The organism is Spiroplasma sp. DGKH1, assembly GCF_040940205.1.
Classification (GTDB): Bacteria; Bacillota_I; Bacilli_A; order Mycoplasmatales; family Mycoplasmataceae; genus Spiroplasma.
In genome coordinates, this window is record NZ_JASTWG010000008.1 from 22,781 (window position 1) to 48,484 (window position 25,704).

The following is a 25,704-nucleotide window of genomic DNA, read 5'->3' on the forward strand; positions in this document are numbered from 1 at the left end:
TTATAGTTCAAGGCGTTTAAACTTACAAGTTTTTTCTATATTTTTATTATTTTATAACATTTATTTCTTAATATTTTATTTAATAATAGTTCGATTTCAAATATCACTAAGTACATTTATTCATTATTAATAAAAGCTTTATAATTAAAATTAGTATTTTTTAGATGTATAGAAAAGTTAATCTAAATATTGAAAAGACTGGGGAGGAGTTGAAATACCGAATTCTTTTAATTCTTTAGGTACAACATATTTATTAACATTTTTTAATTTATAAGCAATGGCTAGTTCTTTATTATCGTAATATTCAAAGAAAAATTCAATTGCAATGCCAGAAGATTTTTTGGTTTTATTTCATACGACTTCTGGTTTATCAATAATAATCTCTTCAATTTCAGCTTCGGCAACTACTTTTGAAATTGGAGATGTAGAATATATGATCATTTTAGTGGGTTTATGCTTAGTGATAACTTTACGAAATTCATATTCTTTTTCTCCGGATAAAATTTTTTCAACAAATTCTGGATGAATTGATAATAAAATAGCTTTCGACATTCTATATCCTCCCCTCCACTTTTTATCAAATATTAATCATTATATAACTTATTTAATATGATTTTTAATGTAATTAGTCAAATTTTCCAGCGCTTTTTTGCTTACTTTTTTCTGCAAAGCATTACCAAATAATTTACCTGGCATTCCTAACGCTTGGCTAGCTCATTTTTTAAAATTAAAACTATCATTGTGTTTAATGATCTTATCATTTTTAATTTCCATATTACTTGTAACAATGTTGATAACTTGTCGTCTTTTAGGTCCAAATAAATATGATGCTGTTCATACCACATATACATCATCATTTTCTTCTTTTAATTCATATTTAACTTTCATTTTGTTATTTTCTTTATTTGAAATTAAAGATTCTCACATGGCAGTTACATATTCATAATTTAAGTCAGTAAAAATTTCGTCATTAAAAACAACATTTCTATCATATAAATCATTCATCGTTTTTCAGTCAGCATTAGCAAATGCAGTATAGAATTTATTCATTATTTCTTGTTTAGTCATCTTGGGCATCCTTTTCTGATTTTGATTAAATTAATTGGCGGGTAGTTTAATAAAAATATTTTTTTTCAAACTGTTGAGTTAATTATTCCATAATTTTCTCTAAAATACTATTCCTTCCAATAAAATTTGTATTTGTTGAAAATGATTTATCAAAATTATTTATCTATTAAATATTCTATAAAATATTTAATTACTTCTTCCATATTTAATTGTTTTGGTTTTAACTTTCCACTTTGATTAAAATTCATAAACTTATTTTTATATCATTCTAATAAATGTTGGTATTTTTCTTTGGTAAAATCATGAAGGTTAACCTCTGATTCTTTTAAGAATTTTAAACTTATTTCATACCAAGTCAAAGTTGTGTTATAAGGTAAAAACTCTTTTAAATCTCATTGGACACAGCATTCTAAAATTAAAAAGAAATCAGTTTTTACTACTTGAAAACTATTATTTTCAGCATAAAAAGTATGAAAAGTGTTAACATAATGACCCCGGTTGCGCATTTCAATAACTCAGTGATGCATTAATAAATTAAAATAGTTTCTCTTTAAATCTAAAAATGGTTGCATTGCTTTATTATGCGGGTTTACATTCAAACAATAATCATGCATTCCAAATTCTTTTCTTAAGGCAGTTAAGGAAAGATCAGGAGCATATTGATATAGTTCATGAGGAATAATGCGCATATTAATAAGTCCTTTCTATCAATAATGTTAATTAAATTATGATCAAAAATAGTTTTTCAAATTAAAAAGTTATCCTTTTAATTATAATCAATTTATTTTAATTTAGGTAAAAATAATGATAATAAAGATAACTTTTATTAGGAATGTTATTAATTAGTTAGCTTTCCATGAGATTAATTTGTTCTTGAATACTACTGTGATTAATTTTTTGAATTAAAATCCCATAGGCAATACCATAAATAATGCCAATTAATACAAAAGTAATTGGAATTAAGATTCAAGGTAAGTTTAACGGTATTACAATGTTTGCCACATCTAAACTAGTCATTACAATTGCTTTAATTATAAACCAGGTTCCAAAAACGCCAATTAACCAAGCTATGAACACAAATGGGGTAAAGATTCCTAAGGTCATACTATTAATCTCTCGTTTCCGATAACCCATTGTTTTTAATACAGCAATAAATTTTAGATAGGTTGTTAAAAATGCTTCAGTAATGATAAAGACAACAATAACTGCGGCAATAATCATTAGGCAAACAAATAAGGTCGATAAAATAATGGAAATATTAGCTAATTTAATAATGATGTCTTTTTTGATTCCAATATAATCACTAAGGCTACTATTAACCGCGGTGGTAAATTTTCCAGTAAAGAAATTGCTTAATAAGAAATCACCATTGGGACTCACAACATTATAAACTGTTGTTTGGGTATATGGTTCATAATCTTTACTATACTGCCCATTAAACCATGCTTTAGTATTAGTTTGCTGGTCATTCACTAAATTATAACCCATAATTTGGTTGGCATAGGTTTGGTCTAAGAAGATGCGAGGACGATCATATGATTCTTGAACTCCCACGATTTGGTAATGCACTTCTTTGCGGACATTATTAACTTTTAAAAATGGATTTGTAGTATGTAAAATATCGCTACTCATTGCCACATGGTATCAATTATTAGGAAAAGTTTGGAAAGATGATAACGGGTCATTAATAATATAATCATAATCAGTATTATATGGTTTAATCACATAATACTCTTTTAAGCCGTTCCCATCATCATAATTTACTTTATCGACTACCTTTTGTTGAGGATTTGTCGGATTAGTTTCAAATAATTTTGGTAAACTAACACCAGATGTATCACTAGTTAAATTCATATTCCAGTCACTAGCATCTACTTCCGAAGTGGGAATTAATAGTTCAACATTAGATAATTGATAATACGGCCTAATTTTGTTATCTTCTTGATAACCAAATTGAACTGGAAAGGAATTACTATCATTATTAATAGTCAATTTTGATAAATCAAGGTTTTCTTTTTGTAAATCAATTAGATTACTTGTATCATGGAAATCTCCACTCGCATTATAGAATCAGTAGGAACTACTACTATTATTTTCGCTGCCAATGGTTTGATAACTTTTTGTGCGGGAATTATAAAATTGCAAAGTTGGAACTTCAACAGTTGTTGTAATTTGATCATCTGGTTGTCAACCATATTTTTTTTGGGCAATACTATTGACCACCACCGGAATTGTTGGAGGTAAACTATTACGATCATTGTTAAATAAATCATTACGTAATTTATTTTTCATTAAAATTGTTTTATTATCGGCACTAATACCATAAGTATCAACACTAAAGTTATTAAACTGCGAACGGTATCTTGTAAATAAATCATCTTGGGTTACTTGATAAGCCTGGGTTCCAAAGATAAAGGCAAATTCACGTTGACGTTCTTCATTCCCATTTCAAATTTGTTTAATGTCCGGGGGCAAAATACTTTCGGTTGCCACCGAAAAACAATAGCGCCAACTTTCATATGGTTTTGTATTATCAAAGGGAATTGGTTCTTTCCCGAAAGCAGTTGGGACAACTGTACATAATAACGTGGAAATCGTGTAATTTAAATCATCATCTAAGTAATGGTCGGATAATGCTTTAAAAATTCCTAATGATAAAGCTGCACCCCGGGCTGTTGCAAAATTATATAAAACTGCATTTCGTAAATCATCTTCATAATATTTAATGGCCGCCGGAGGCAAGTTTCAAATATCTAATCAATATTTTTTAGCACTTCCAATCGGGACAATATTACCATTTTCATCTAATGTATTCCCATCTTTATCATATAAATATTCTTTAATATAGTTAGGAAAAACACTATTATTCCGAATTGGGTAAGTTGGGTCGGCACTCTCAGCACTATCAGGACCTGTTCAATTATATAATTGGTAACGCGTTAGAGGATTATTCCCAATAATCCCGTTGTAATTAGTTTCATTATTATAATCAAGATTTTTATAATAATCTTGACTTACTTGTTTTAAAGAAGTTGGAATAATAATAGCGCCGGTTAACCCAATCGTTGCTAGTAATAGAACAATAAATAATAACCCAATGTTTTTTAATGAGACACTTAATAAAATTACTTTAAACCGATTAGTAAATTTTTTAAAATGAATACGTTTTAGTAAATGAGTCAACTTATTCTCAGAATTTAAATTACTATTTGGTTGGATTAATTTTAATGGGTTATCTTTTAACTGGATGATCCCCATCAACAAAATAATAAAAATTGTTAATCCCAGGGCAATAATAATATTGTATAAAAATGATCACCCACTAATAGTAAAATTAACTGGTAAAATAAAGAACTTATTAAAAACATTCATAATTGGAATTTGCATTACTAGTCCTAATCCTCATCCCACTAGACCACCAATCAGAGAAATTATTATTCCATATGAAAGATAAGATGTGGCAATTTGATAAATACTAAATCCATTTGCTTTTAAAATTCCGTTTTCAACTCTCCTTTTGTTAATAATTTTTTTCATAATAAAAACCAAGGATAACACTAAAATTGCATAAAAGAAAATTATTAACCCATAATTTATTAACTGGTAAATATTGATGACTGTCCCCAACATCGTGTTCCGATTAGTAATGGCTGCTGTTTCGTGGTTACTTTTAATTTGGGCATAATTATTTTGGTTTAAATGTAAAAAATCATCATTTAAATAATATTTAAAATTTTGTAAATCAGTTTGTTTATCAACCCCATACGATTGTAAAAAAGCGGTTGAGTTTTCTTTAATACTATCCCCAATAAAATATTTGGTTAAAGTTTGACTATAAGCAACCGGATTTAAATAAATGATTGCTTCGGTTTGCTGATTAGGGATGGTATCAGTATCATAAATGGTTGGATAAATATTGCCAACATCCCCACCAATAGCACCAACATATAATGAACGAGTTTGGTCATCTCCAAGACTAATAGCATCCCCGACTTTAACATTATAAAGCCGTTGGTAACTTGGTGAAACAACAACATAAACATTATTACCTGGTTGGTTTCAAGTGGGATCGCGTTGATAGGTTTCAAATAATCGCATTTGATTATTAGCAAATAAATCTTCCCAGTTAATAATTTTATATTTTAAATTCTTTTGATAATCCCACGCGTAATACTCATGGCGATTGAAAATGTTAAAGTTATTCACATCCCCTAAAATTTGGCTATAGGTATTAAATAAATCAATAATCCGAAAGAACTTTGCTGACGAATCATAAGCATATAAATTTCCCACTTGGTAACTAGCAAAATTACGAGGATTACTTAAGCTATCCAAACTAGTTCCAAGCTCAGATTCAAAAAGATAACTATATGTTTGATTATTATTTGTACGATTATTATCATACACCAGTAACCCTAACATCCCGCCCATTTTATTAGTAAATAAATAATTAGGATCACCTTGCTTATTACTTGGAATTTGATTATTTGTTTTATCTAAATAAATTTGCTGACTTCATTTGGTCCCGTTATCATCATTTAGATAATTAACAATTTGGTTGAGATCAGTCGTACTGTTAGTTTTGGCATAAATCTGCATTAACTGTAAAATATTGAACGAAGTAGGTGCTTGTTGTAAGATTTTAAAATAATTATCTAAATCCGTTTGATATTTTTGTTTTAAATTATCATAAGTTGCTATGCTAATTTTATTAACTAATTTACCAACTAACGAATTTTGAAAGTGTTTACTTGTTAGGTTAATATTATTTAAACTATAAATATTAACCATTGAATAACCAGGCGCAAAAGATACTGTATAATTACCATCAGTACTAATTGTAAAATATTCAGCTTTTAAAGCTTGGAGCACATCATCTGGCTGCGCACCAATTGAAATTGTTGGCAAACTGTATTCTAAGCGATAACTTTGGTCCGGATTCTTTTTATAGACTTCAATTTTTTCATCTGTAAAAGAACTCCAGGGCGTAATACTCTGGGTATTTTGATAATTAACTAGTGAATTATAACGAAAAGAATAATCATAATTAAATTCACCATTACCCATATAGTTATATGCTGAATTTAACCGTTGATTAATGGTATAGGAAGAAACAAATAAAATTAAAGATAATGCTACTAAAATAATTAATATTATCAGTTGAATTTTATCTTTTAAACTACTTTTTAATGCCTGCTTAATTAATAACAGCATCTTGTACCTTAACAACAAAAAAATTATTAGTTATCACTAACTAGTAAGTTTTTTAAAATTTTAATAGTAACCTTTATTATTAATTGTTCAAATAAAGTTTCCCATTTTGGCAACTGCTCCCTCCGGAGTAATGTCAAAAGAAACAGTATAAGTATTTTTAACAGGATTAAAAGTAGTTCCTAACCCATCATGATTTTTTCAATCTTCTAATGAGTAATTAGGATTATTAGCGTCACCCGTTGGTGCCACCCCTTTTAAGTTACCAGAATTATCAGAAGTTAATTGAATATTTAATGAGGTTGAATGGTATTTATCTAAATTTTGTTGGTTATTAACCATACTATCTCCCAGACCATTATAAGTCATCGTATAAGTTAAGGTTGACCAACCTCCGCCAGTATCAACGCGTTGCACCAAATTCGGATCAATATCTCAGATATCATCTCGGTATAAATAATCAAAATAATTATTTGTTAAATCACTTGTTGCTTGGTTAGTTCATTTTGTAAATAAACTATCTGAACTTTTAAACATTGCTTTTAAGAATTCATACATTCCCCCACTCGTATTTCATTTAGCCATATATGACATCATTGACCCAGGTGCAACTTGATAAGCACCCGTCGCATCTTTTGTCATCCCCAGTTTCATTAATACTCAATCATGGTAAGAAATCATCTTTCCAGTTCCATCATCAACCGCCTTGACTGTACCATTTTTAGGGTCAGTAAAATCATGTAAATTATAATTTACTTCATCACTAAATCCCGCAATCGCTTTTAGTGCTGCAACATTTGCTTTTTGTTCAGCTGATTGTTCAGTTCCATCATTTGCTGATGAACCAAACATTGCTCCAAAATCAGCAAAAGCACCTAAGAAAGTAAGGACTAGAATTTGATTATATTTAAAAGCATTAACCATCATAATTAAAATATCTCATAAACTCCCTTGTACTTGGGCATTACGTAATTGGTCAATTTTGGCCATCAAGTTTTTATAAGCCGCTGTTGATAAAACTTCATTTAATTTTTGTTGGTCAACATTTGGTGAGGCTTTGATTGCTAAATTGAAAGTATCATATAACTCCACAAACTTAGCATAGACATTAATTCCCCCGCTTAAACTAGCTAACTTATCCATTGAAATTGGCGCAAATAACCCTGCATTGGCAATTTTATTTGGTAGCGCATCAAATTCTTGCAGAACTTCAAATAGTGATTTTCCAATCGTAGGATCTAATACTTTTGTATAGTTTTCTCCTAATAATGAACTATCCGCTAATTGTCCAAACACATCATTATCCGTTTTCGTTCCAAACAAGGCAGTTACCGCCGTGTTTAAATGTTGAAAAATAAATTTTCGTAATTTATCATCTTGGCCACCTAAAAAAGTATCTTGACGAACAAATGGTAGAACTTTTGATATACTTGCTAACCCCGTAATTGCATTTGTTTGACTCATCATACTAAATCCTTGCCCTAAAAAATTAACAGTATTTAGTGCATACATATTTGTAGCATTTTTTGTTACATTATACACATTAAAGTTATTGGCGTTTCCAAAAACAGTTCCATCATCAGTAACATAACCATTACCCTTAACTTTATCATTTAATAATAGCAGCTGGTATAAACGTGAAGAATCAATCACATTATCATTGGCCCCAGCACTAGCATATCCCCCCCGGAATTTGGTCTTTTAAATCAGCATGGAACAAGTAATTTGATAAGGCTCCCGTATCTGAATAAGCTCAACTAACTGGATTGTTTCGTGCTAAGATATTAACTAAATTATCTACCGTATACGCACGGTTTTTACGATGAAAATTAGCTTTGGCTTGGGTTAAGTCAACCACAGCCCCTGTTTTAGTGGTAAATTTATCTTTTGTTGAATTAACAAATCAGTTTAGCATATCCTGGGCATAAACATTTAAATTCTCATGGCGAGAAGAAATTAATAATTTTGAAATTGCTAATGAATTTTTAACTAGCTCTTCATTTGTTTTATTAGCAATTTGGTCAAGTTCATAGTCAAAATATGAAACATTTGTTTTCCCATTGTTTGTTTTATGGCAAGCAACAACACTAACAGTTGATGAACCAACTAATGTCACTACTCCTAAAATACCTAATAATTTTCGCATATTTTTTTAAATCTCCCTCATTGTTATATCTTTCTTTCCAAAGATAAAATAATTAAAACAAAAAAAAAAAAAAAAGCAATTTTAACAAATATTGACATTTAGAAAATTCATAAAAGTGCTTATTATTTAACTTTCAATGGGCGAGCAAAAAAGTAAAATTATCTCAAAATTAGAAAATAAATTACGATTTTTTAAATATTTTCTCTAAAAATAATTGCAAAAATTCTTTCCCGCTATATAATGAAATTAGGATAAGATTTTACTTGATTATTTTAAAAATAAACAATAATAAATAATTTTTTAATTTGTGAAAGAAGGATAATAACTATGAAAACTCTATTAACATTCCTAGGGAGCAGTATCATTGGGGCAACAAGTGTTGCTAGTGGTACTGTCCAAATTCATGAAAATAATATTACAACAAATAATGTAACTAACGGAGTATACTCTTTTGATGTAAGTGACAGAGATGACTATATTTTTGGTTGGCATTGACAAGATAGTAGTACTTTTAATAACAATAGTGCTAACATCAACTATCATTGAGGAAGTAAAACATACCATGGTGGTTTAGACTATACCACAGTTGATATGACAAATGCGCCCGTTTCAGAACAATGAGAACAATATAAAACTGTTTATCTTTTCTCACGCGATGTGTTCATTGGTTTAGCCGAAGTAAGAATGTTTATTACAATGGATTACCACAAAGGATATGATGGTAAATATAATATTAGATATCATGCTTTAAATTCAAAAACTGATTGATCTGGTTCATATGCTCATTTTTGAGGAAGTTTATAATATTTTAATAATCTATTTTTAAATGTAATTTGAGTAAAATTTTATCTCGAAACTAAATGCGATGCTACTTTAGTTTAAAAAAGAATTACTATATTAGTAATTCTTTTTAGCGTTCATCTTTAATTTTATTTAAAACAGCGAATTTAATTTCCTCATAAACATTGGGGTTATTGATAAAATACTCTTTAACTTTTTCACGACCCTGACCCAGTTTATTTTGTTGGTAAGAATACCAAACTCCGGCCTTATCAATAATATTATAATTAACAGCTAAATCAATTAGTTCTGTATACTTATCAATTCCTTCGTTATAATTGATATCAATACTTGCTACTTTAAAAGGCGGGGCCACTTTATTTTTAACAACTTTAATCTTAACTTTATTGGCAATGGCTACTCCTGAATTAGTTAAAGTTTCAGCCCGGCGAACTTCTAACCGCACCGAAGAATAAAAGCGTAAGGCGCGACCCCCCGCCGTTGTTTCGGGATTACCAAACATTACCCCGACTTTTTCACGAATTTGGTTAATAAAAATAACAATACAATTAGTTTTTGAAATAACGCCGTTTAATTTTCGTAAGGCTTTACTCATTAGTCGCGCTTGGGCGCCGACTGTTACATCACTCATTTCTCCTTCTAACTCCACTTTGGGAACTAATGCCGCTACTGAGTCAATAACCACAATGTCAATTACCGTTGATTTAACTAAGGTTTCCAAAATATCTAAGGCTTGTTCACCAGAATCGGGTTGGGCAATAATTAATTCATCAATATTAACCCCTAACCGTTTTGCATAACTAGGATCTAAGGCATGCTCAGCATCAATAAAAGCTGCTTTCCCATTTAATTTTTGGACCTCAGCAATTGCATGCAAAGATAAGGTTGTTTTCCCCGACGATTCCGGACCAAAAATTTCAATAATCCGCCCTTTCGGATAACCACCAATGCCAATCGCATTATCTAACACTAAGCTACCCGTTGACACTGCTTCAATCGTTAAATGTAATTTATCCCCTAATTTCATTACCGCACCCTTCCCATAAGTACGCTCAATTTCCTTCATAACATTTTTTAAAATATTATCGGGATCACTATTAGTTACTTTGGTTGGTTCAGTTAAAACTTTATCATCATTCATCTTCAATGCCTCCTTCTATTTTAGATTTACCTAATTCACTAGCTTTTTCCTTTAATTTTTTTCAACAATTTTTAATAATTCCTTACAAACTGCTTGGCAAACTGCTAACTTAATTTCCCCACGAGTTAAAGTGGGATTAAAATTAAATGCTAACGGATAAGTTTTATCATTATAACATATACAACAATAAACAACACCAACTGGTAAATTATCTAACACCCCTGGCCCAGCATTGCCAGTAAAACTAACACTAATATCACTAGCAAATAGTTTTTGACATGCCTGGGCCATTGCGAAGGCAGTTTCAGCAGAAACAACTCCGTATTGATCAATAGTTTCAGCATTTACATGTCCGACCTGAACTTTTATGGCATTAGTATAAGTTACTAACGAACCTTTTACTGTTAAGCTAGCATGGGGAACATCAGTTAATAATGAGGTAAATAACCCCCCAGTTAATGATTCATAAGTCGCAATTGTTAACTTTTGTTTAATTAAACTTTCTACTAATTCTTTAAACATCTTTGCCCTCCAAAACTTTTTTATATTATATTTTTCTTTTTAATTATTATAATATAATTAGAGAAAGAAAATGAAAAAGAAATGAGGATGTCAAAATGAATTGAGCTAATCGCATTACCCTAGTTCGGATAATCTTATTACCGATTATTTTAGTCTTATTATTAATTTATCCGTTTGGGGAATTATTATATCATGGTTGAACTGATACCATTGTTGCCAAGAGTGAACATGTTACTTATACCTTACCAATTAGTTATTTAATAGCTGGTGTTTTGTTTGCCATTGCTAGTTTAAGTGATGCCTTAGATGGTTATATTGCCCGAAAATATGGACAAGTGACTACCTTTGGTAAATTCTTTGATTCAATTGCTGATAAAGTATTAACAAATGGAGTCGTTATTGTCTTTGCCTGTGCTAATATCATTCCAGTGTGAATGTGTTTAATTTTAATCTTACGTGATTTTTTAATTGATGTTGTTCGCCAAATCTTAGCTGCTAAAACAGTTGTTATGGCCGCTAACTGGCTAGGAAAAATCAGAGCAGCCTGTGAAATGCTAGGAATCTTTATTTTATTCTTTGTTGGATATCGCATGTTTAATGGTCAACCTCAGACAACTGGTGAATTTAATGAATATGGTTGGGTTAACCAAATTATTATGATTCCAATGTACTTAGCAACTCTTTTATCAATTACTTCTGCTGTTAATTATATCTATTTAAACCGCACCGCATTATTTGATATGGCAGTTATTAATAAACCAAAATTAACAACAATGAAAGGTGAAACTTCGCCAAATGAAAAAAAATAACTTTTCCCCCGAACAATGAGCAATTATTACCGGGGCTAGTAAAGGCCTTGGTTATTACTATTGTGAAGAATTATTAAAAAAAGGTTATCATATTATTGCGGTCGCTCGAAATACTAGTAGTGTTAATGAATTAGCAAAAAAATATCCAGCTCAAAAAGTAGTATTATTAAACCTTGATTTAAGTATTCTTGATAATTGTTATCAATTATTTGAACAAACTAAAAAATATTTTGTTAGCGTTTTAATTAATAATGCTGGTTATGGGGTCTGGGGTTACTTTAAAGATTCTGATCTTAGCCAAGAATTAAATATGCTTAATTTAAACATTAATGCGTTACATATTTTAACAAAATTATTTGTGCAAAGATTTAGTGACCAACAAATTGGACGAGTTATTAATGTTGGCAGTTTAGCTGCCTTCACCCCAGGCCCGGTATTTGCTAGTTACTATGCTTCAAAAGCATATGTTTATAGTTTAGGTGTCGCTGTTAATACTGAATTAAAAAAAACAAAATCTCCGGTTCGGGTTATCACAGTTTGTCCCGGGCCATTAAAAACTGACTTTTGAAATCGTAGTAGTAACCAACAAAATGCCAAATACCATTCCACAGTAAAAGTAATGCCTACCGATAAATATGCCAAAAAATCATTACGTAAAGCTTTATCAACTAAACGAAAAAACTATATCATTACAGGGACAACTAATAAATTCGTTAAAAAATTAACAAAATGAATACCCCAAAATTGAGTGCTAACTTCTGTTTATAATTATCAGCGGAAAAGAAAATAAATGAAGATGTTATAATAACATCTTCATTTTTATTTATGATTTAATTCATATATTTTTGCATTATCACCATATGTTCCAACTAAAATAGTACCATCATGAAGCTGACAAAGAGCCTCACTAAAAAATATTTTATCAATACTTTGGGGTGGAGAAATTACCATTTTAACTGAGCCATCTTCATTTAACTGTATGGCATCACCATTGACGTCAACAACAAGAATAGTACCATCTTGAAGTTGAATTCCTGCAGTAAAGCGAGCGACTCCAAGCAAGGGAAATTGGGTAATTAGTTTAAAAGTACCATCTAACCCAACTTGAAAAATACTATTAGAAATAAGTCCTAGAATATTTCCATTTTTTAATTGTATTAAGAAACCATCAGAGTCATTTGTAGTATTTTCTCCCTTGACAGTAGGAAATGACCACAATTGCTGTTTAATACTCCCGTCAGGATTTAATTCAAAAATATTACGATCAAAGCCAGACAATAAAATTCTGCCATCGTTTAATTTGCTTATTTTTCTCAAATTTTTTCCTTTAGCCTTTTCATCAACAATAGTTTTTTTAATGGTTCCTTTTAAGTCTGTCACATAAATAGTCCCATAATTATTAGGAATTAATAATGTATCTGGTGATAATTGAAAAATATCAGTAAGTGGTTCTTTATAAGTAGCCAATTTTTGATGAATAGTGCCATCAGAATTTAACTGATATAAACTGTAAGAACCTATTGCCAAAATTTGCCCATTTTTTAATTCTCTTATAGCAGCAACATAACTCTTGAAATTAGTTTCAACTAATTTTTTAATAGTCCCCACATGAGGATTGTAAACTCGATAATAAATTCTTATTGTAGTATCACTAATATAAAAATTGCTCTTATCAATAGCTGAAACATTTGCTTCGGTACTAATAATCTCACTAACAATAACATCCGACATTTTTAGATAAGGATTTTTAGCTTGCAAAGCATGGCGAATAGTATCTTGAGTATTATCCAGAATATCACCCAAATTAGAATCGGTTAAATCATCAGTAAGTAATTTTTTATTTTGAACATTTAAATAAACTGTGGCCTGGTCAGTAGCAATGTAAACCATACTTCTTTTTGGATTAACACTAATAATAGCTTGGTGTAAAGATGTTCCGGACTTTGTTACATTTAACTCACTAATTACTAACTGGGGATTATCAATTTTAACCGCATTCAAAATATCAATCGCGGAACTTATTGTATTAATTGCACTACTTATAATTTGTTTTTGCAAATGAGTTTTTAAAGTTATTTTATCTACTAAAAATTCGACTGTTAACTTTGAATCATTTTTGTAATGGGTACTACCAGCTTTCGTAAAAATAACAGCTTGGGTTTGCGAAATGTTTTTTAGTAAAACATCATTGATCACAACATCTGGATTTTTTTCTTTGACTGCTTGCAAAATTGTAGTACTTTTATTATCAGATAATTCACCTAATTCTAAATTTTTAACATCCGTACTTAAATCAATTCGTTTGAAATTTTGCTGGCTAATCGCACTTGCAACTTCTTTTGAAATAGTAAAATAAAGTCCTAATCCTCCTGCTAAACCAGTCGCTGCCAACACAATTAAAACTAACAAGACGATTAAAAAGTTACGACGCATCTTTGTCATATGCTTCATATTATGAAGATGCATCACTCCTAACTGGTTAATCTTATGATCCATATTCTTCATAAAATTCATATTAGCTTCATTTAAATTTGGAGTTGTTAAATCATTTGTGGGCGGAATAATAATTCCAGGATCATCAAAATTATTATTATCATGGACTAATGTAAAAGAGTCTTGATTAGAAATTGAGGATTGACTATTATTAACAACATTTTCTAAAACAATGTCTTTGTAAATTCCCCGTTTATCAAATAAGGTACTTTTCACAAATAACCCAAAATGACGATTAGCACAGCGCAAATACAGGACTATTTTAATGTCATACTCTTCTTTTAATTCTACTAAACTCTTATCTTTAATTTCTAAAAAGATTAAATTTTTCAAAAAATCTGGTCTTGTTTCCTTAACAATTTTTAACTTATCTTTTAACTCCTGTGCACATGAGCGACACAAAAAATTAACATCCGCATTCTTCATAATTAATATGTTCTCCCATTCAAAAATTAATATTGCAATAAAATTAATCTAAAGTTATTTTACAAAAAAAAAAAAAAAAGCAAGATAATACATTAACTTTGCTTTTTAAATATAATAAAAAGTTTATTATTCCTTGGTAAAATACTTTTTATCTAGATCCTATTCATTATTCAATTCATATATTCCATTACTTGTTCCCATCAAAATAGTGCCCGTGTTAGTTTGAAATATTGATACGGGAATTGCAACTAAGACATTTTGACCAACTTCCGTTTTAATTGAACCATCATCATTTAATTGGTAAATTTTACCACCATTTCCTTTGTTTCAATAACCAGCAGCTAAAATAGTTCCATCTTTAAGTTCAACTATAGTGTGAAAAAAACTAAAATTATCTACCTGATCTACCACTAATTTAAATGTTCCATTTAAATTAACTTGATAAATTTGGTGACCATTCACTACTAAAATAATCCCATTCTTTAATTTTACTAAACCATTTATCCCATATTCATTTGGTAATTTGACTATTTTATTTTTGATTGTTCCATCAGAATTTAATTCATAAATATTTCCCTTTGCTCCTCCTAGAAGAATCATCCCATTTTGTAATTGAATTATCGCTTCTGGAGTTTCAGTAATATTAAATCCTAGTTTTTTAATGGTGTCATTGACTAGGTCTAATTCAAATATTTCTCCTCTTATATCAAGAATTCATATTCTACCATCCAATAATTGGATCATATCCGCAATGCTTTCGTCAACATGGGAACTTAATTTATGTTTTACTGTCCCATCTAAATTTAATTCATAAATAAACTCTGCACTAGAAGCAAGTATTCTACCATCTGTTGTTTGGATAAAGGCGAATGAATCAAATACCTCATTAATCTTGCGTTTAACAGTACCAATATGAGGATTATATATTCGAAAATAAACTTGTACTTGTTGTCCTGATATGTATGATTGACTATCTTTTTTAGGAGTTAAAAGGACTCCATTATTAGTAATTGAATCATTAATAATTTCTAATTGATTAATATCTACTTTGGGATTTTTATTTTTTACAGTCGCTAAGATTGTCTCTGGTTTGTTATCATGCAGATCACCAATGTTAGTTTCTGTTAAATCATTAGAAAGTATTTTCTTCCCACTACTATTAAAATAAACAGTTATTCTATCGTTTGGTAAATATATTGTACTATTTTTAACAAAAATATCAGTTTGAGTCGCCGTACTTGATCCCAGATCAACTGCTAAATCTTGAATTATTACTTGTGGATTTTCTTTTTTAATGCCAGCTAAAATATCCTGCTCTTTTGTTGGTTCATTAACTTCGTTAGTAATAACTTGATTATGGATATCAGTTTTTAAAGTTATTTTATTAGCTAAATATTCCACACTAACTGTTGAATTATAATTATAATGACTACTAGAAGATTTGGCGACTAAAGTTGCTCTTGTTTTTGAAATATCTTTTAGCAAAATATCATCAATGATTATTTTATCATTAAGAGCTTTAACTTTAGCTAAAATTGTTATATCTTTATTATCAACAATTGATCCTAATTCTAAATTTTTAACATCTTCGCTTAAATCAACCCGGTTAAAATTTTGCTGACTAACGGCACTTGTAACTTCTTTTGAAATAGTAAAATAAAACCCTAATCCCCCTGCTAAACCAGCAGCAGCTAACACAATTAAAACTAACAATACAATTAGAAAATTACGACGCATTTTAGACATATGCTTCATATTATGAAGATGCATCACCCCTAACTGGTTAATCTTATGATCCATATTCTTAATAAAATTCATGTTCGCCTCATTCAAACTAGGAGATGTTAAACTATCTGATGAAATAGCAACAATACCAGATTCGTTAAAGTTCTCATCTGGCAATGTTAGATAAGAATCATTTCTAGAAATTACTGGTTGCTCATTATTAATAACATTTTCCAAAACGATATTTTTATAAGTACCTTTTTTATCAAATAAGGTGCTTTTCACAAATAACCCAAAATGGCGATTGGCACACCGTAAATACAACACAATTTTAATATCATACTCTTCTTTTAACTCTACTAAACTCTTATCTTTAATTTCTAAAAAAATTAAATTTTTTAAAAACTCTGTTCTTATTTCTCTGATAATTTTTAGCTTATTTTTCAACTCTTGTGTACACGAACGACACAAAAAATTAATATCCGCGTTTCTCATCTTTAATATATACTCCCATTCAAAATTAATATTTTTGCAAAATTAACTTAAAATTATTTTACCAAAAAAAAAAAAAAAACCAATTAAGTGCATTATTCCTTAGAATAAAGTTTTAGGTACCGGTTATTTCACAAAAATTCATAGTTTTTGAAAAACTCCTTATATTATTTAGTTAAACGTCTACAAAATTAAGTTTCTTTAATTTTCTGATTTAATTTAACCTTAAAATAACTTTTTTTGCAACCTAAAAAGTAATTATTTTAAAATAATTTATTTAAAGACTAATAAGTTATTATAGTTTTTACTGCTCTAGCTAATGAATGATTACCAGAATATATAATTGGTGTACTTCCTTCATTAATTTTATATTCAGTTATATTCTTAGTATTAATTCAACGAGTAGTCTTATTAAATTGGTCTAATTCTTTTAACTCTGTTAGTTCATTATCAATTAATGCTTCAATTGGTTTAAATCCATTTAATTTTGCAAGTCTTAAATCTATCATATTACGTAAAATTTCTTCATTCAAGATTTTAGCTCCATAACCTAACGTTTGTTTAAAATTATGTGAAATTTGTCCTTCAGCACAAACTCCTAGGCATCATGAATATTGATATGATTCTATCCCTTTTCTATTACGTTTAATATAATTATAAACTTGTTGAATCTTATCTTGTTTATGAATCAGCGGATCACCTTTAAAACTATTAATTAATTCAAGCAACCTATCTACATCACCTTTTGAAAAAAGTTCTCGTGCATTCTTAAAATGGTTTTTATGATATTCAGAAGTTCTAATTGAAAGAAGTTTTTTTATCAATCGCATTGCATGAAATTTATCTAATACATATTCTGCTCCTAAAATATTAGCAACTTCTGATATCCATTTTGCGCCATCTCCACCAACTATAAACTTTGTATCAGCATTAATAATATAATATTTATTAATATGTGCTAATATTTCATCAACATAATCAACGGTTTTTATTCCTTCAGCAATTTTAACCATTTTATAATCAGATTTTTTATTTTCAAGAATTTTACGATAATAAAAACTTTCATCTTTATCATGGCCAGTATAAGTTGTTAAAGAACGAATTCTAAATTTTGATTTTTTCTTTTTTTTATTAAATGCTTTAATGAAAGTATCATCTAAAGCTATGTGTATTTTATTTTCAACTAATGCTGTCACATCAATTTTAGTAATTTCAGAATTATCAATATGATCAGCAATTTTTACTCTTTTAATAACATTACTAATAGTTTGAGTTGTTAATAAATCTTTTGGAAATGCTAATAAAATATCTTTATGTCGGAGTCCATCACCAATCATATTTAAAATTGTTAATCTTAAATCATGGGTTAATCGTTGATATTTTTGAAGTTTAATATGTTGTAAAAATAATACTGTATATCGTCATTTACCATATTCTTTTGTTTTTGAATTATACTTTTCACTATCTCAGTATTTATAACGGTGCAAATTTAATTGAATTTCACCAAAAATTGATATTAGTTTTCTTTTCCGATATCCCTTTAGTTTATATGTTGGATTTGCTTTTCTAATATATTGAAATAACTCTTCATCTATCTTTTGAAATTTACTCACTAGTTCTTCCTTATATTTTTCAATGGCAGCTCTATTAAAGTCAATAAAAAAGTCATAAGGATTAAAGTCGTATATCATATATATAGCCCTATCTAATATTTATACTTACCCTTTTGTATTTAATACGTTTACTATGTATATTATAGCATAAAAAATACTCTAATTTTAAGAGTACCTTGGAAATTATTAACTTAATGATTCCATAAATTATGATTCTATTCCAAATACATAAAAATATTAAAAGTTGTTTACAAAAGAAAAATATGTATTATAATAATACGATGTTTAATATTGAACATGGTTGGTTTGGGAATGAAAGGAATATTGAAAATGAAAAAATACATATATACCCCAAAATCAAAATGAAAACCTGCTCTTAAGTTAGTACTTGCAATTATTATACAAATGCAAAGAAAATTAAAAAAAACTGCAAATGTAAAAATTACTTTTAATTGAAAATTTGTTGGAAGTAAAAAGAAAAAAATAATTACAAATATAATTAATGAACCTTTTGATTTTGATATTAATTTAGAACTCGGGAAAAAAACAAAAGTTATTGATGAGGATAGGATAATTAATCTTATAAAAAAATCAATACCATCGCAAATAGAAAAATATAAAATAGCAATTCATAATAATAAACGAAGTATTAGTATAAAAATTTTAAATAACGATAATACCACTTATTTTAAAATTGATTTTGCAGTAACAAAAATTAAAGATAATAAAATTGAAATATTAGTAAAAGATAAAAATAGTTATATATGAAACGTTATAAATGAAAAACTGGATAAATTAAAAATCAAAGAAAAAGAAATTAAAGCATATAAGGCATCGCCTTTACTGAGAGATGAGTATATAAAATTAAAAAATACTGATGATTCCTTAGATTCATATATAATTTATATAATGGCTGTAAATAATACTTTAAATAATATTCAAAATCAAGAAAAAGAAAAAAATTCATAATTTATGAATTTTTTTCTTTTTCAAAAATATCATGATATTCTTTAATATTATTAAAATGTTTTAATTTCTCAGCTATTTCTTCAGCTGAATTAGTTATTCACTCTGGTTTAATTCTTAAAGCTTTAGGCGGATTATTATGAGTATCATAATCATTTGTTAAAGAACCCAATTGATTCATAATAAAAGTTAACATATCATCCATAATTAAATCTCTTTTTAAAGTTTCTGCATTATTTTTATCTAAATATTTTATTAATGCATTTAATTTATAATTTAAAATATTATTTAAATTAGTTTTTATCAATTCATTTATAGTTGAAGAATAATTCTGAACCATTTCATTATCTATTGCTGATATTAATAAATCGGATAGTATTTTATTTTTAGTACCCACTGTAGTTTTAGAAGAAATAAATTGATTAAATTTTTCAATTTGTTCTTTATTATACAACCTAATTCTTATCTCAACTCCATTTGCCATATTAATTTTCTCCTTTTAAACTTTTTGGTTGTTTATTTTTATCAATCGGCACTTGTCATTCATCATTGTATTCCATATGATCATTACCTGATAATATCTTAGCTTTTCCTTTTTTCTTTGGTGGCTTTATTTCATTAGCAGTTCCATTCATTTTTTCAAAATAATTATTAGGCATAATATACTCACCATTTATAAAAGCTACTTGTTCTTCTGAAGTTACATTTCGATGTAAGAAGTGTCGATTAAATGAAGATAAAATAAATAACATATCACCACGTTTTGCTCTAGCAATATTCTCACGTTCTGCATCTGAAATTCCACCAAATGGCCTAAACAATATACATAATTCTTCTAAATCATCAGGTGCTAAATGCATAATTGACATGGTTTGAATATTATTTAATATTGCAGTTGTTTTTTTATGTACTAATTCATTACCCCCACCACTAAAGTCTTTTAAGTTCTGAGTTGTTAGTAATAATCTGGCACGGTACTTACGGCCACGTTTTGCCATTTGGTAAATGAAATTTAACCCTACCGGATTATCTGGATCAATACATCTATGTGCTTCATCTAAAATAATAACTATATCACTATTTTGTTTTTGTCGATTAAGTTTTATCTCATTTTTTACATAGTTAAGAATTAAATATAATTGAGCTGCAGTTACATTATCTACTTCTTGATCTAATAAATCTTTAACATCTATTACAGTAAAAATATTATTTAATTGTAAAGTGGTATGGCCATTCCATAATTTAGCATATTGACCATCATTAAGGAAATCAAATTCTAATAAATCTTTTAAATCTTCTAAAATATCTGTTTTACGTTCATTCAAAGTATTACAAACAGTTTCATATAAATCTGACATTGTTGGAAAACTAGTTGATGATAATTTACTAATATCTGTTTCATTAGTAATATTTTTTGCATGATAAGTTTTTTGACATTCTGCACTAAGAACTCTTAATTCTCGTTCGCTAAGCTCTTTATATAAAGTTTTAAATCATTGTGTTATAAATCTTAAATGATTTGATAACGGTTCTTCTTTTTCTAATTCATCCATTTCTGTATGTTCATTTTTATCTTCATCTGTAATTAGCAAACTATTATCAAATATTTGAAATGGATTGATTCTTATTGTTGAACCATTTGAAGCATTTAAATATTGTCCATCAAAAAAATTACAAATATTTTTATATTCACCTTCTGGATCAATGATAATAACTCTTCTATTTTTAGAAAGATGATGAATTGTTTCTTTATATGTTGTTCATGATTTGCCATAACCGGATTTCCCAAAAATTACAGCATTATAATTTGTTCGATGTTCATCTAATTTAAAAGGATCAAACATAATACTATCACCTAATAAGTTATCACCTAAATAAAATCCATTATCATCAGAAATTCCATTATTAACAAATGGAAATGAATTAGCTATGGTATAACATGGCATTGGATGCCCCATTATACCTGTTAGAGCATCATCTGGTTTTGGTAAAATTGAACCATAATATTCTAATTGGCGATATACTAATGGATCAACTATAATATCCATATCCTTTAATTGTTTTTTTAAAAGCTTTTCCGCTTTTTGTAAGTCTTTTAATGTTGCTGCACAATTTAAAAACAATATGTTTACTGTTTTTACTACATCATTACCAGATGAAATTTGTTCAATTAATGATGTCAAAACTTCTTCATCATATTTCAAATCAGTTTTATTAACAAAACCTCTAACCATTACTTGTTTTGTTAGTAAATTATTTAAAGCTGATTGAATTTGTTTTTTAATTTTATGATTCTGTTCATGTTTAATATTTCAAAATACAGGACAATCTAAATTAGCTAATGTTGCCCCTCACCCATTTATGGGATAATTTGGATATGAATAAATTCCATTAATAGAATAATACATTCCATCAGCTTTAAAATAATTTTTGTGAAAACTAACTTTTTTAAAAGTTACTAATCCATCAATTATATTAAAATCATCTTTAACTTGTTTTTCAGTTAGTAACTCGCAAAAAGGATTAAAAAGTTTTTTAATAGAGTTTAACATTTCATAACCTTCTAATTGCTTTAATTTAATGTTGGCACTATCAAATTGATTGATAACATATGGAATCTGATTTGTATGTTCTAATTTATTAAAATATAAATACATAATAAATACTTTACGAGTTTTAATATCATTTTCTTCATCAATTATATTATTTCGTAAATATTTTGCTGAAGATAGTAATTGATACTTTCTTGCATTAAATCCCTTTTCTGAAATCCTATTTTTCTTAAATAATGATTCTGCATTATCTAAATTCTTTTTTACTTCTGATAATGAGTTTGTGAAATCAACAGGGATTTCAATTTTCCGAAAACTTACTTCAAATTCTAATGATTTTAAGGCATCACGAAATTCCATAATTTTAGTTGCTTGAACTCTTGGGTCTAGTAATGAAATATTATATCCTGTAACTTCAAACGCCGTAATATATCTTACCTTTCCATTAATTGAACGAGTTTTAATTACGTTGTCATTTACTAATCTATCATAAGGAAATAATAAAGTAGTATCATTACTTGTATATTCTTTAAAATTCTTCTTCTTAGCTGAAAATTTAAACATTAAAACTAAAGCATATCATCCTTTGACACCAGGATAAACTTGAATCAATAAAGGAATTATTAATATTAAAGCAATTAATCCCAGTGCAGCTTTAAATGTTCATGGTGTTGGTAAAGTAAAAATAATAACAGCAAGAATTCCTATATATACTAAAATAATAAGTAATTCAATTACTCCAATTCCTCGTCAAAATTCTAATTTAGTTTTTTTAATATTTTTAGGAATTATATTTTCATTCATAATATCATCTTCTTTCTATCTTCTAATTCGGTTTTTACCACCTCATCCTTTACGTTTTTTATATCAAAAGAATAATCCAATAGTCGTAACAATAAGTATACTTATTACAATTACTGCTGCTATTCATGCTTTGTTTTTTTCAAAATAACTAGGTTTGGGATGTGGGCTTGGGTCTGGAGGAATTGGCGGTGTTGGGGGCTCTGGAGGAACTGGTTCTGAGCCTGGATCATTAGTTATTAAATATGTTGAACTACCAACTGCTAAGTCTGATGCATCATCGGCATAAGTGACTATTGTCATAGTTTTAATCCCAGTTGTAGTATCCAAAAAGTCTTTTAACAAATTATCTGATAAATCACCAGGGGTATTATGGTGAGTAATTGGATCTTGCTCTGGAATTTCATTTGCTGAAATACCATAATCTGTGTTTAAAATAATATCTGTATAATTATAAGCATCTAAATAATTTTGAGAGTTTTTAATAATTCAATTTCTGAGTTGCTCTATTGTAAAATCATTAAAATTATAAGTATAATTCTCAAATTTTATTTTACTTAAATCATCAGCCCTATCTGGGTCATAATTTGATGAATTTCTTACTTGCATACTTGCTGTACCAATTAATAAGGTAGATGTTGAAGTTGCACGTACTGAGATTTTTAGATATTGTGGTTCAATTTCATCATTTAGTAATGAATTTAATCCACTTGAATCAACATTAATATCTTTCCCATCTGGTGTAAAAATACTATAATCATCATTTAATTTTGCCTTATCATTTTTAGATTTAATATATAAAGCGACAGAATTATTAATACTATCTCTAATTTTAATAACATCTTCTTCATTAAGTTTTAATTCTTGAATGTTACCTGTAATATCTGAATAATTAGCTGGTTCTGGATCTGGGGGAATTCGTTGTGCTATAACATCACTGGTATATTCTTTTCAATAGCTAGCAACTTGTTCAAAATTTAATTTATTAATATCTCCTGAATCCAAATTTTTATATGTTGATAAATAATTTTTTAAATGAACACCATGAATAGTCGTTCAAAAATCAACTGCGATGTTTGAATTATTAAGAACATCTAAAAAACGAGGATATTTATTTTGATATTGTGCGCCAATTAAAACATATTTTTCATATGCTAAGCCATCACTTGTTTCAGTAATATAATGCCAAAATCCTTCCCAACTTCAATACTTATTATCTGTATCAGGGGCAATAGCAGTTAATTTTTGTTTTGAATCAGGTAAGTTGAATGAATTTAAATTATTGTCAACTCCTTCTCGCAAAACTTTATCAACTTGTGATGAATCAAATAACTGTTGCACTCCCATTCCAGCAACTGATCCTTCTGCTAGAAAACCTAAATCATAATCTTCTGGGTTTTTAGTAGGGTCAATTACTTCTCCATCTTTGTTTAAAGGATCTAAGGGAAAAGGATAATCTGATTTTTTCTTTACTCATAAAATCTGTGTTTTTGTTCCAGTATCTGGATTTACTTCTTTATCATACTTTGAATTTGGTTTGCCATCAATTGTTGGTTGGATTAAAACATTCTGATCAGGATTATTTTGAGGATCTCAAGCATATCACTTTTCTTGCAACGTTGGTACTAAATTATTAATTGTATACTTAATTTCATATTGGGATTTGTAAACTCCATCATCATGATAAACAATAATATCATAAACATTATTTGCCTTTAATCCTTGTTCAACTCTATTATCTGTCATGTCATAAATGAATTTATTATTTAAAACTTGAACTGGTTTTCCATTAACAGTCATTCATTCTGATGAATCAGCTAATCCATCAAATTCAATATGAGCTGTTGTATGATATTGAATATTACCACCATAGTTGTCAGTCACCTGACTAGGTTCAAGTTGAATTCCAGTATCTGGCACCATTCCTTTTGTTGAATCTTGGGGATTCACAATTTGACCTGGCATAATATGTAGTCGTTCACGTAATGACTTACTTCAGTAATTCTTTGATAAAGTAATATTAACTGGTGTTGTAAAAGGTCATACGACTTGTTGTTGTGTTACTGGGTCAGGAAATTTAAAAGTTACTGTCGCAGTTCGATTAGTATCACTAAAAGCATATGGTTGAATATATTGTTTTCAATCAGTATATTCTGCCCCTAATACTTTTGCAACAATACTATTAATTTTTGTAGTTTCATCATTTCCTTTTCCAGTTGGATCAATAATATTTCTTTTGTCTTCTAAACTACCTGAATAATCACTAACTAAGTTAATTGTGCTTGATAGCGCATTAGTTAAGTTATTTTTAATTGTGTTTAAATTTCATGATGATGAAATAATCCCACCGGAATATTTAATATATGCTTCTGTTCAAATTGAACCACTGCCATATTGATATCCCCTAGTTCATAAATAAAATCGTAGCTGTATGCTAGAACCAGAAACAATTGCATCATAATAAACGCCAGATTGATCATAACTTCCTCATTGAAAGTCATGGCTTGTATATGCAAGGCAATATGGCGAACCGCTTGCTCTTAAAGCATCATTATTATGCCAACTACTTCTTTGATCAATATTAGCAACTGTTATATATGTATTACCAAAAGAATTTTTAGAAGCGCTCTTACCATCAACATATCCAGTTGTATATAAAGTAATTGTTTTATAATATTGTTTAAACTGTTCCCATGAATTAGCATAATTTGTTCATTTTATCTCAGTTCATCCTGGATATGCTTCTTTTGTTGAACCCTTATCTAAATTTCCTTCTTGGCGATTAGTATTTTCATCAGTATTAGTAATTTTAATGTCAGGATGAAACGGTGTTCCTTTTAAATTACTATACATTGAGATTAATTGCTTTGTACTTAATGGCAATAATGGTGTTGTTAAAAGTGTGCTTGTTGTAATTAATGATAATAGTAATTTCACA

General features: G+C 28.4%; 18 protein-coding genes. 4 read left to right on the forward strand and 14 right to left on the reverse strand.

Going from position 1 to position 25,704, the window contains the following annotated elements; all coding sequences use genetic code 4:
- Positions 1 to 177: 177 nt before the first annotated feature.
- The 6 genes from QPK10_RS06155 to QPK10_RS06180 all read right to left on the reverse strand — a co-directional run bounded on the left by QPK10_RS06155 (position 178) and on the right by QPK10_RS06180 (position 8,425).
- Positions 178 to 552, reverse strand: a complete 375-nt coding sequence (locus QPK10_RS06155; RefSeq protein WP_368487128.1) for an ASCH domain-containing protein — start codon at positions 550 to 552, stop codon at positions 178 to 180.
- Between the two features lie 48 nt (positions 553 to 600).
- Positions 601 to 1,068, reverse strand: coding sequence for a nuclear transport factor 2 family protein (locus QPK10_RS06160; RefSeq protein ID WP_368487129.1), 468 nt, complete (start codon positions 1,066 to 1,068; stop codon positions 601 to 603).
- A 155-nt stretch (positions 1,069 to 1,223) separates the two neighbouring features.
- On the reverse strand, positions 1,224 to 1,757 hold the full coding sequence (locus QPK10_RS06165) for a hypothetical protein (protein WP_368487130.1): 534 nt from the start codon (positions 1,755 to 1,757) through the stop codon (positions 1,224 to 1,226).
- A gap of 157 nt (positions 1,758 to 1,914) precedes the next feature.
- Complete coding sequence (locus tag QPK10_RS06170; protein WP_368487131.1) at positions 1,915 to 6,282, reverse strand: ABC transporter permease; 4,368 nt, start codon at positions 6,280 to 6,282, stop codon at positions 1,915 to 1,917.
- A 60-nt stretch (positions 6,283 to 6,342) separates the two neighbouring features.
- Positions 6,343 to 7,932 carry a hypothetical protein gene (locus QPK10_RS06175; protein ID WP_368487132.1) on the reverse strand — a complete coding sequence of 530 codons (1,590 nt, stop codon included), beginning with the start codon at positions 7,930 to 7,932 and terminating at the stop codon, positions 6,343 to 6,345.
- Between the two features lie 19 nt (positions 7,933 to 7,951).
- Entirely contained in the window at positions 7,952 to 8,425 is a 474-nt protein-coding gene (locus QPK10_RS06180; RefSeq protein WP_368487133.1) for a lipoprotein, read from the reverse strand.
- 327 nt (positions 8,426 to 8,752) lie between these two features.
- On the opposite strand from QPK10_RS06180, the gene QPK10_RS06185 reads away from it, so the two are divergent.
- On the forward strand, positions 8,753 to 9,229 hold the full coding sequence (locus tag QPK10_RS06185) for a hypothetical protein (protein ID WP_368487134.1): 477 nt from the start codon (positions 8,753 to 8,755) through the stop codon (positions 9,227 to 9,229).
- Between the two features lie 106 nt (positions 9,230 to 9,335).
- On the opposite strand, the gene recA is transcribed toward QPK10_RS06185, so the two are convergent.
- Positions 9,336 to 10,367 carry a recombinase RecA gene (recA, locus tag QPK10_RS06190; RefSeq protein ID WP_368487135.1) on the reverse strand — a complete coding sequence of 344 codons (1,032 nt, stop codon included), beginning with the start codon at positions 10,365 to 10,367 and terminating at the stop codon, positions 9,336 to 9,338.
- 51 nt (positions 10,368 to 10,418) lie between these two features.
- A complete protein-coding gene (locus QPK10_RS06195; RefSeq protein WP_368487136.1) occupies positions 10,419 to 10,889 on the reverse strand; it encodes a CinA family protein in 471 nt (156 codons plus the stop codon).
- 95 nt (positions 10,890 to 10,984) lie between these two features.
- Between QPK10_RS06195 and pgsA the strand changes: the two genes are divergently transcribed.
- Both pgsA and QPK10_RS06205 read left to right on the forward strand, forming a co-directional pair.
- The gene (pgsA, locus tag QPK10_RS06200; protein WP_368487137.1) at positions 10,985 to 11,698 is read left to right on the forward strand and encodes a CDP-diacylglycerol--glycerol-3-phosphate 3-phosphatidyltransferase; all 714 of its coding nucleotides are present in this window, start codon (positions 10,985 to 10,987) and stop codon (positions 11,696 to 11,698) included.
- Complete coding sequence (locus tag QPK10_RS06205; protein WP_368487138.1) at positions 11,685 to 12,488, forward strand: SDR family NAD(P)-dependent oxidoreductase; 804 nt, start codon at positions 11,685 to 11,687, stop codon at positions 12,486 to 12,488. The genes pgsA and QPK10_RS06205 overlap by 14 nt, the downstream gene beginning before the upstream one ends.
- 29 nt (positions 12,489 to 12,517) lie before the next feature.
- Here the strand turns inward: QPK10_RS06205 and QPK10_RS06210 are convergent, their stop codons facing one another.
- The 3 genes from QPK10_RS06210 to QPK10_RS06220 all read right to left on the reverse strand — a co-directional run bounded on the left by QPK10_RS06210 (position 12,518) and on the right by QPK10_RS06220 (position 18,525).
- Positions 12,518 to 14,617: a hypothetical protein gene (locus tag QPK10_RS06210; RefSeq protein ID WP_368487139.1), complete on the reverse strand. Its 2,100-nt coding sequence runs from the start codon at positions 14,615 to 14,617 to the stop codon at positions 12,518 to 12,520.
- A gap of 159 nt (positions 14,618 to 14,776) precedes the next feature.
- Positions 14,777 to 16,837 (reverse strand): hypothetical protein, encoded by a 2,061-nt coding sequence (locus tag QPK10_RS06215; RefSeq protein ID WP_368487140.1) that lies wholly within the window; start codon positions 16,835 to 16,837, stop codon positions 14,777 to 14,779.
- Positions 16,838 to 17,118: 281 nt separating this feature from the next.
- Positions 17,119 to 18,525, reverse strand: coding sequence for an Mbov_0401 family ICE element transposase-like protein (locus QPK10_RS06220; RefSeq protein ID WP_368487141.1), 1,407 nt, complete (start codon positions 18,523 to 18,525; stop codon positions 17,119 to 17,121).
- Between the two features lie 234 nt (positions 18,526 to 18,759).
- Here QPK10_RS06220 and QPK10_RS06225 point away from each other — a divergent pair, with 234 nt between their 5' ends.
- The gene (locus QPK10_RS06225) at positions 18,760 to 19,416 is read left to right on the forward strand and encodes a hypothetical protein (protein ID WP_368487142.1); all 657 of its coding nucleotides are present in this window, start codon (positions 18,760 to 18,762) and stop codon (positions 19,414 to 19,416) included.
- 1 nt (position 19,417) lies between these two features.
- On the opposite strand, the gene QPK10_RS06230 is transcribed toward QPK10_RS06225, so the two are convergent.
- Genes QPK10_RS06230 through QPK10_RS06240 form a run of 3 tightly spaced genes read right to left on the reverse strand, consistent with a single transcriptional unit; the run spans position 19,418 to position 25,703 of the window.
- Positions 19,418 to 19,897 (reverse strand): hypothetical protein, encoded by a 480-nt coding sequence (locus QPK10_RS06230; protein WP_368487143.1) that lies wholly within the window; start codon positions 19,895 to 19,897, stop codon positions 19,418 to 19,420.
- Position 19,898: 1 nt separating this feature from the next.
- Positions 19,899 to 22,769 (reverse strand): Mbov_0397 family ICE element conjugal transfer ATPase, encoded by a 2,871-nt coding sequence (locus QPK10_RS06235; protein WP_368487144.1) that lies wholly within the window; start codon positions 22,767 to 22,769, stop codon positions 19,899 to 19,901.
- Between the two features lie 15 nt (positions 22,770 to 22,784).
- Positions 22,785 to 25,703 (reverse strand): Mbov_0399 family ICE element protein, encoded by a 2,919-nt coding sequence (locus tag QPK10_RS06240; RefSeq protein WP_368487145.1) that lies wholly within the window; start codon positions 25,701 to 25,703, stop codon positions 22,785 to 22,787.
- Position 25,704 lies beyond the last annotated feature (1 nt).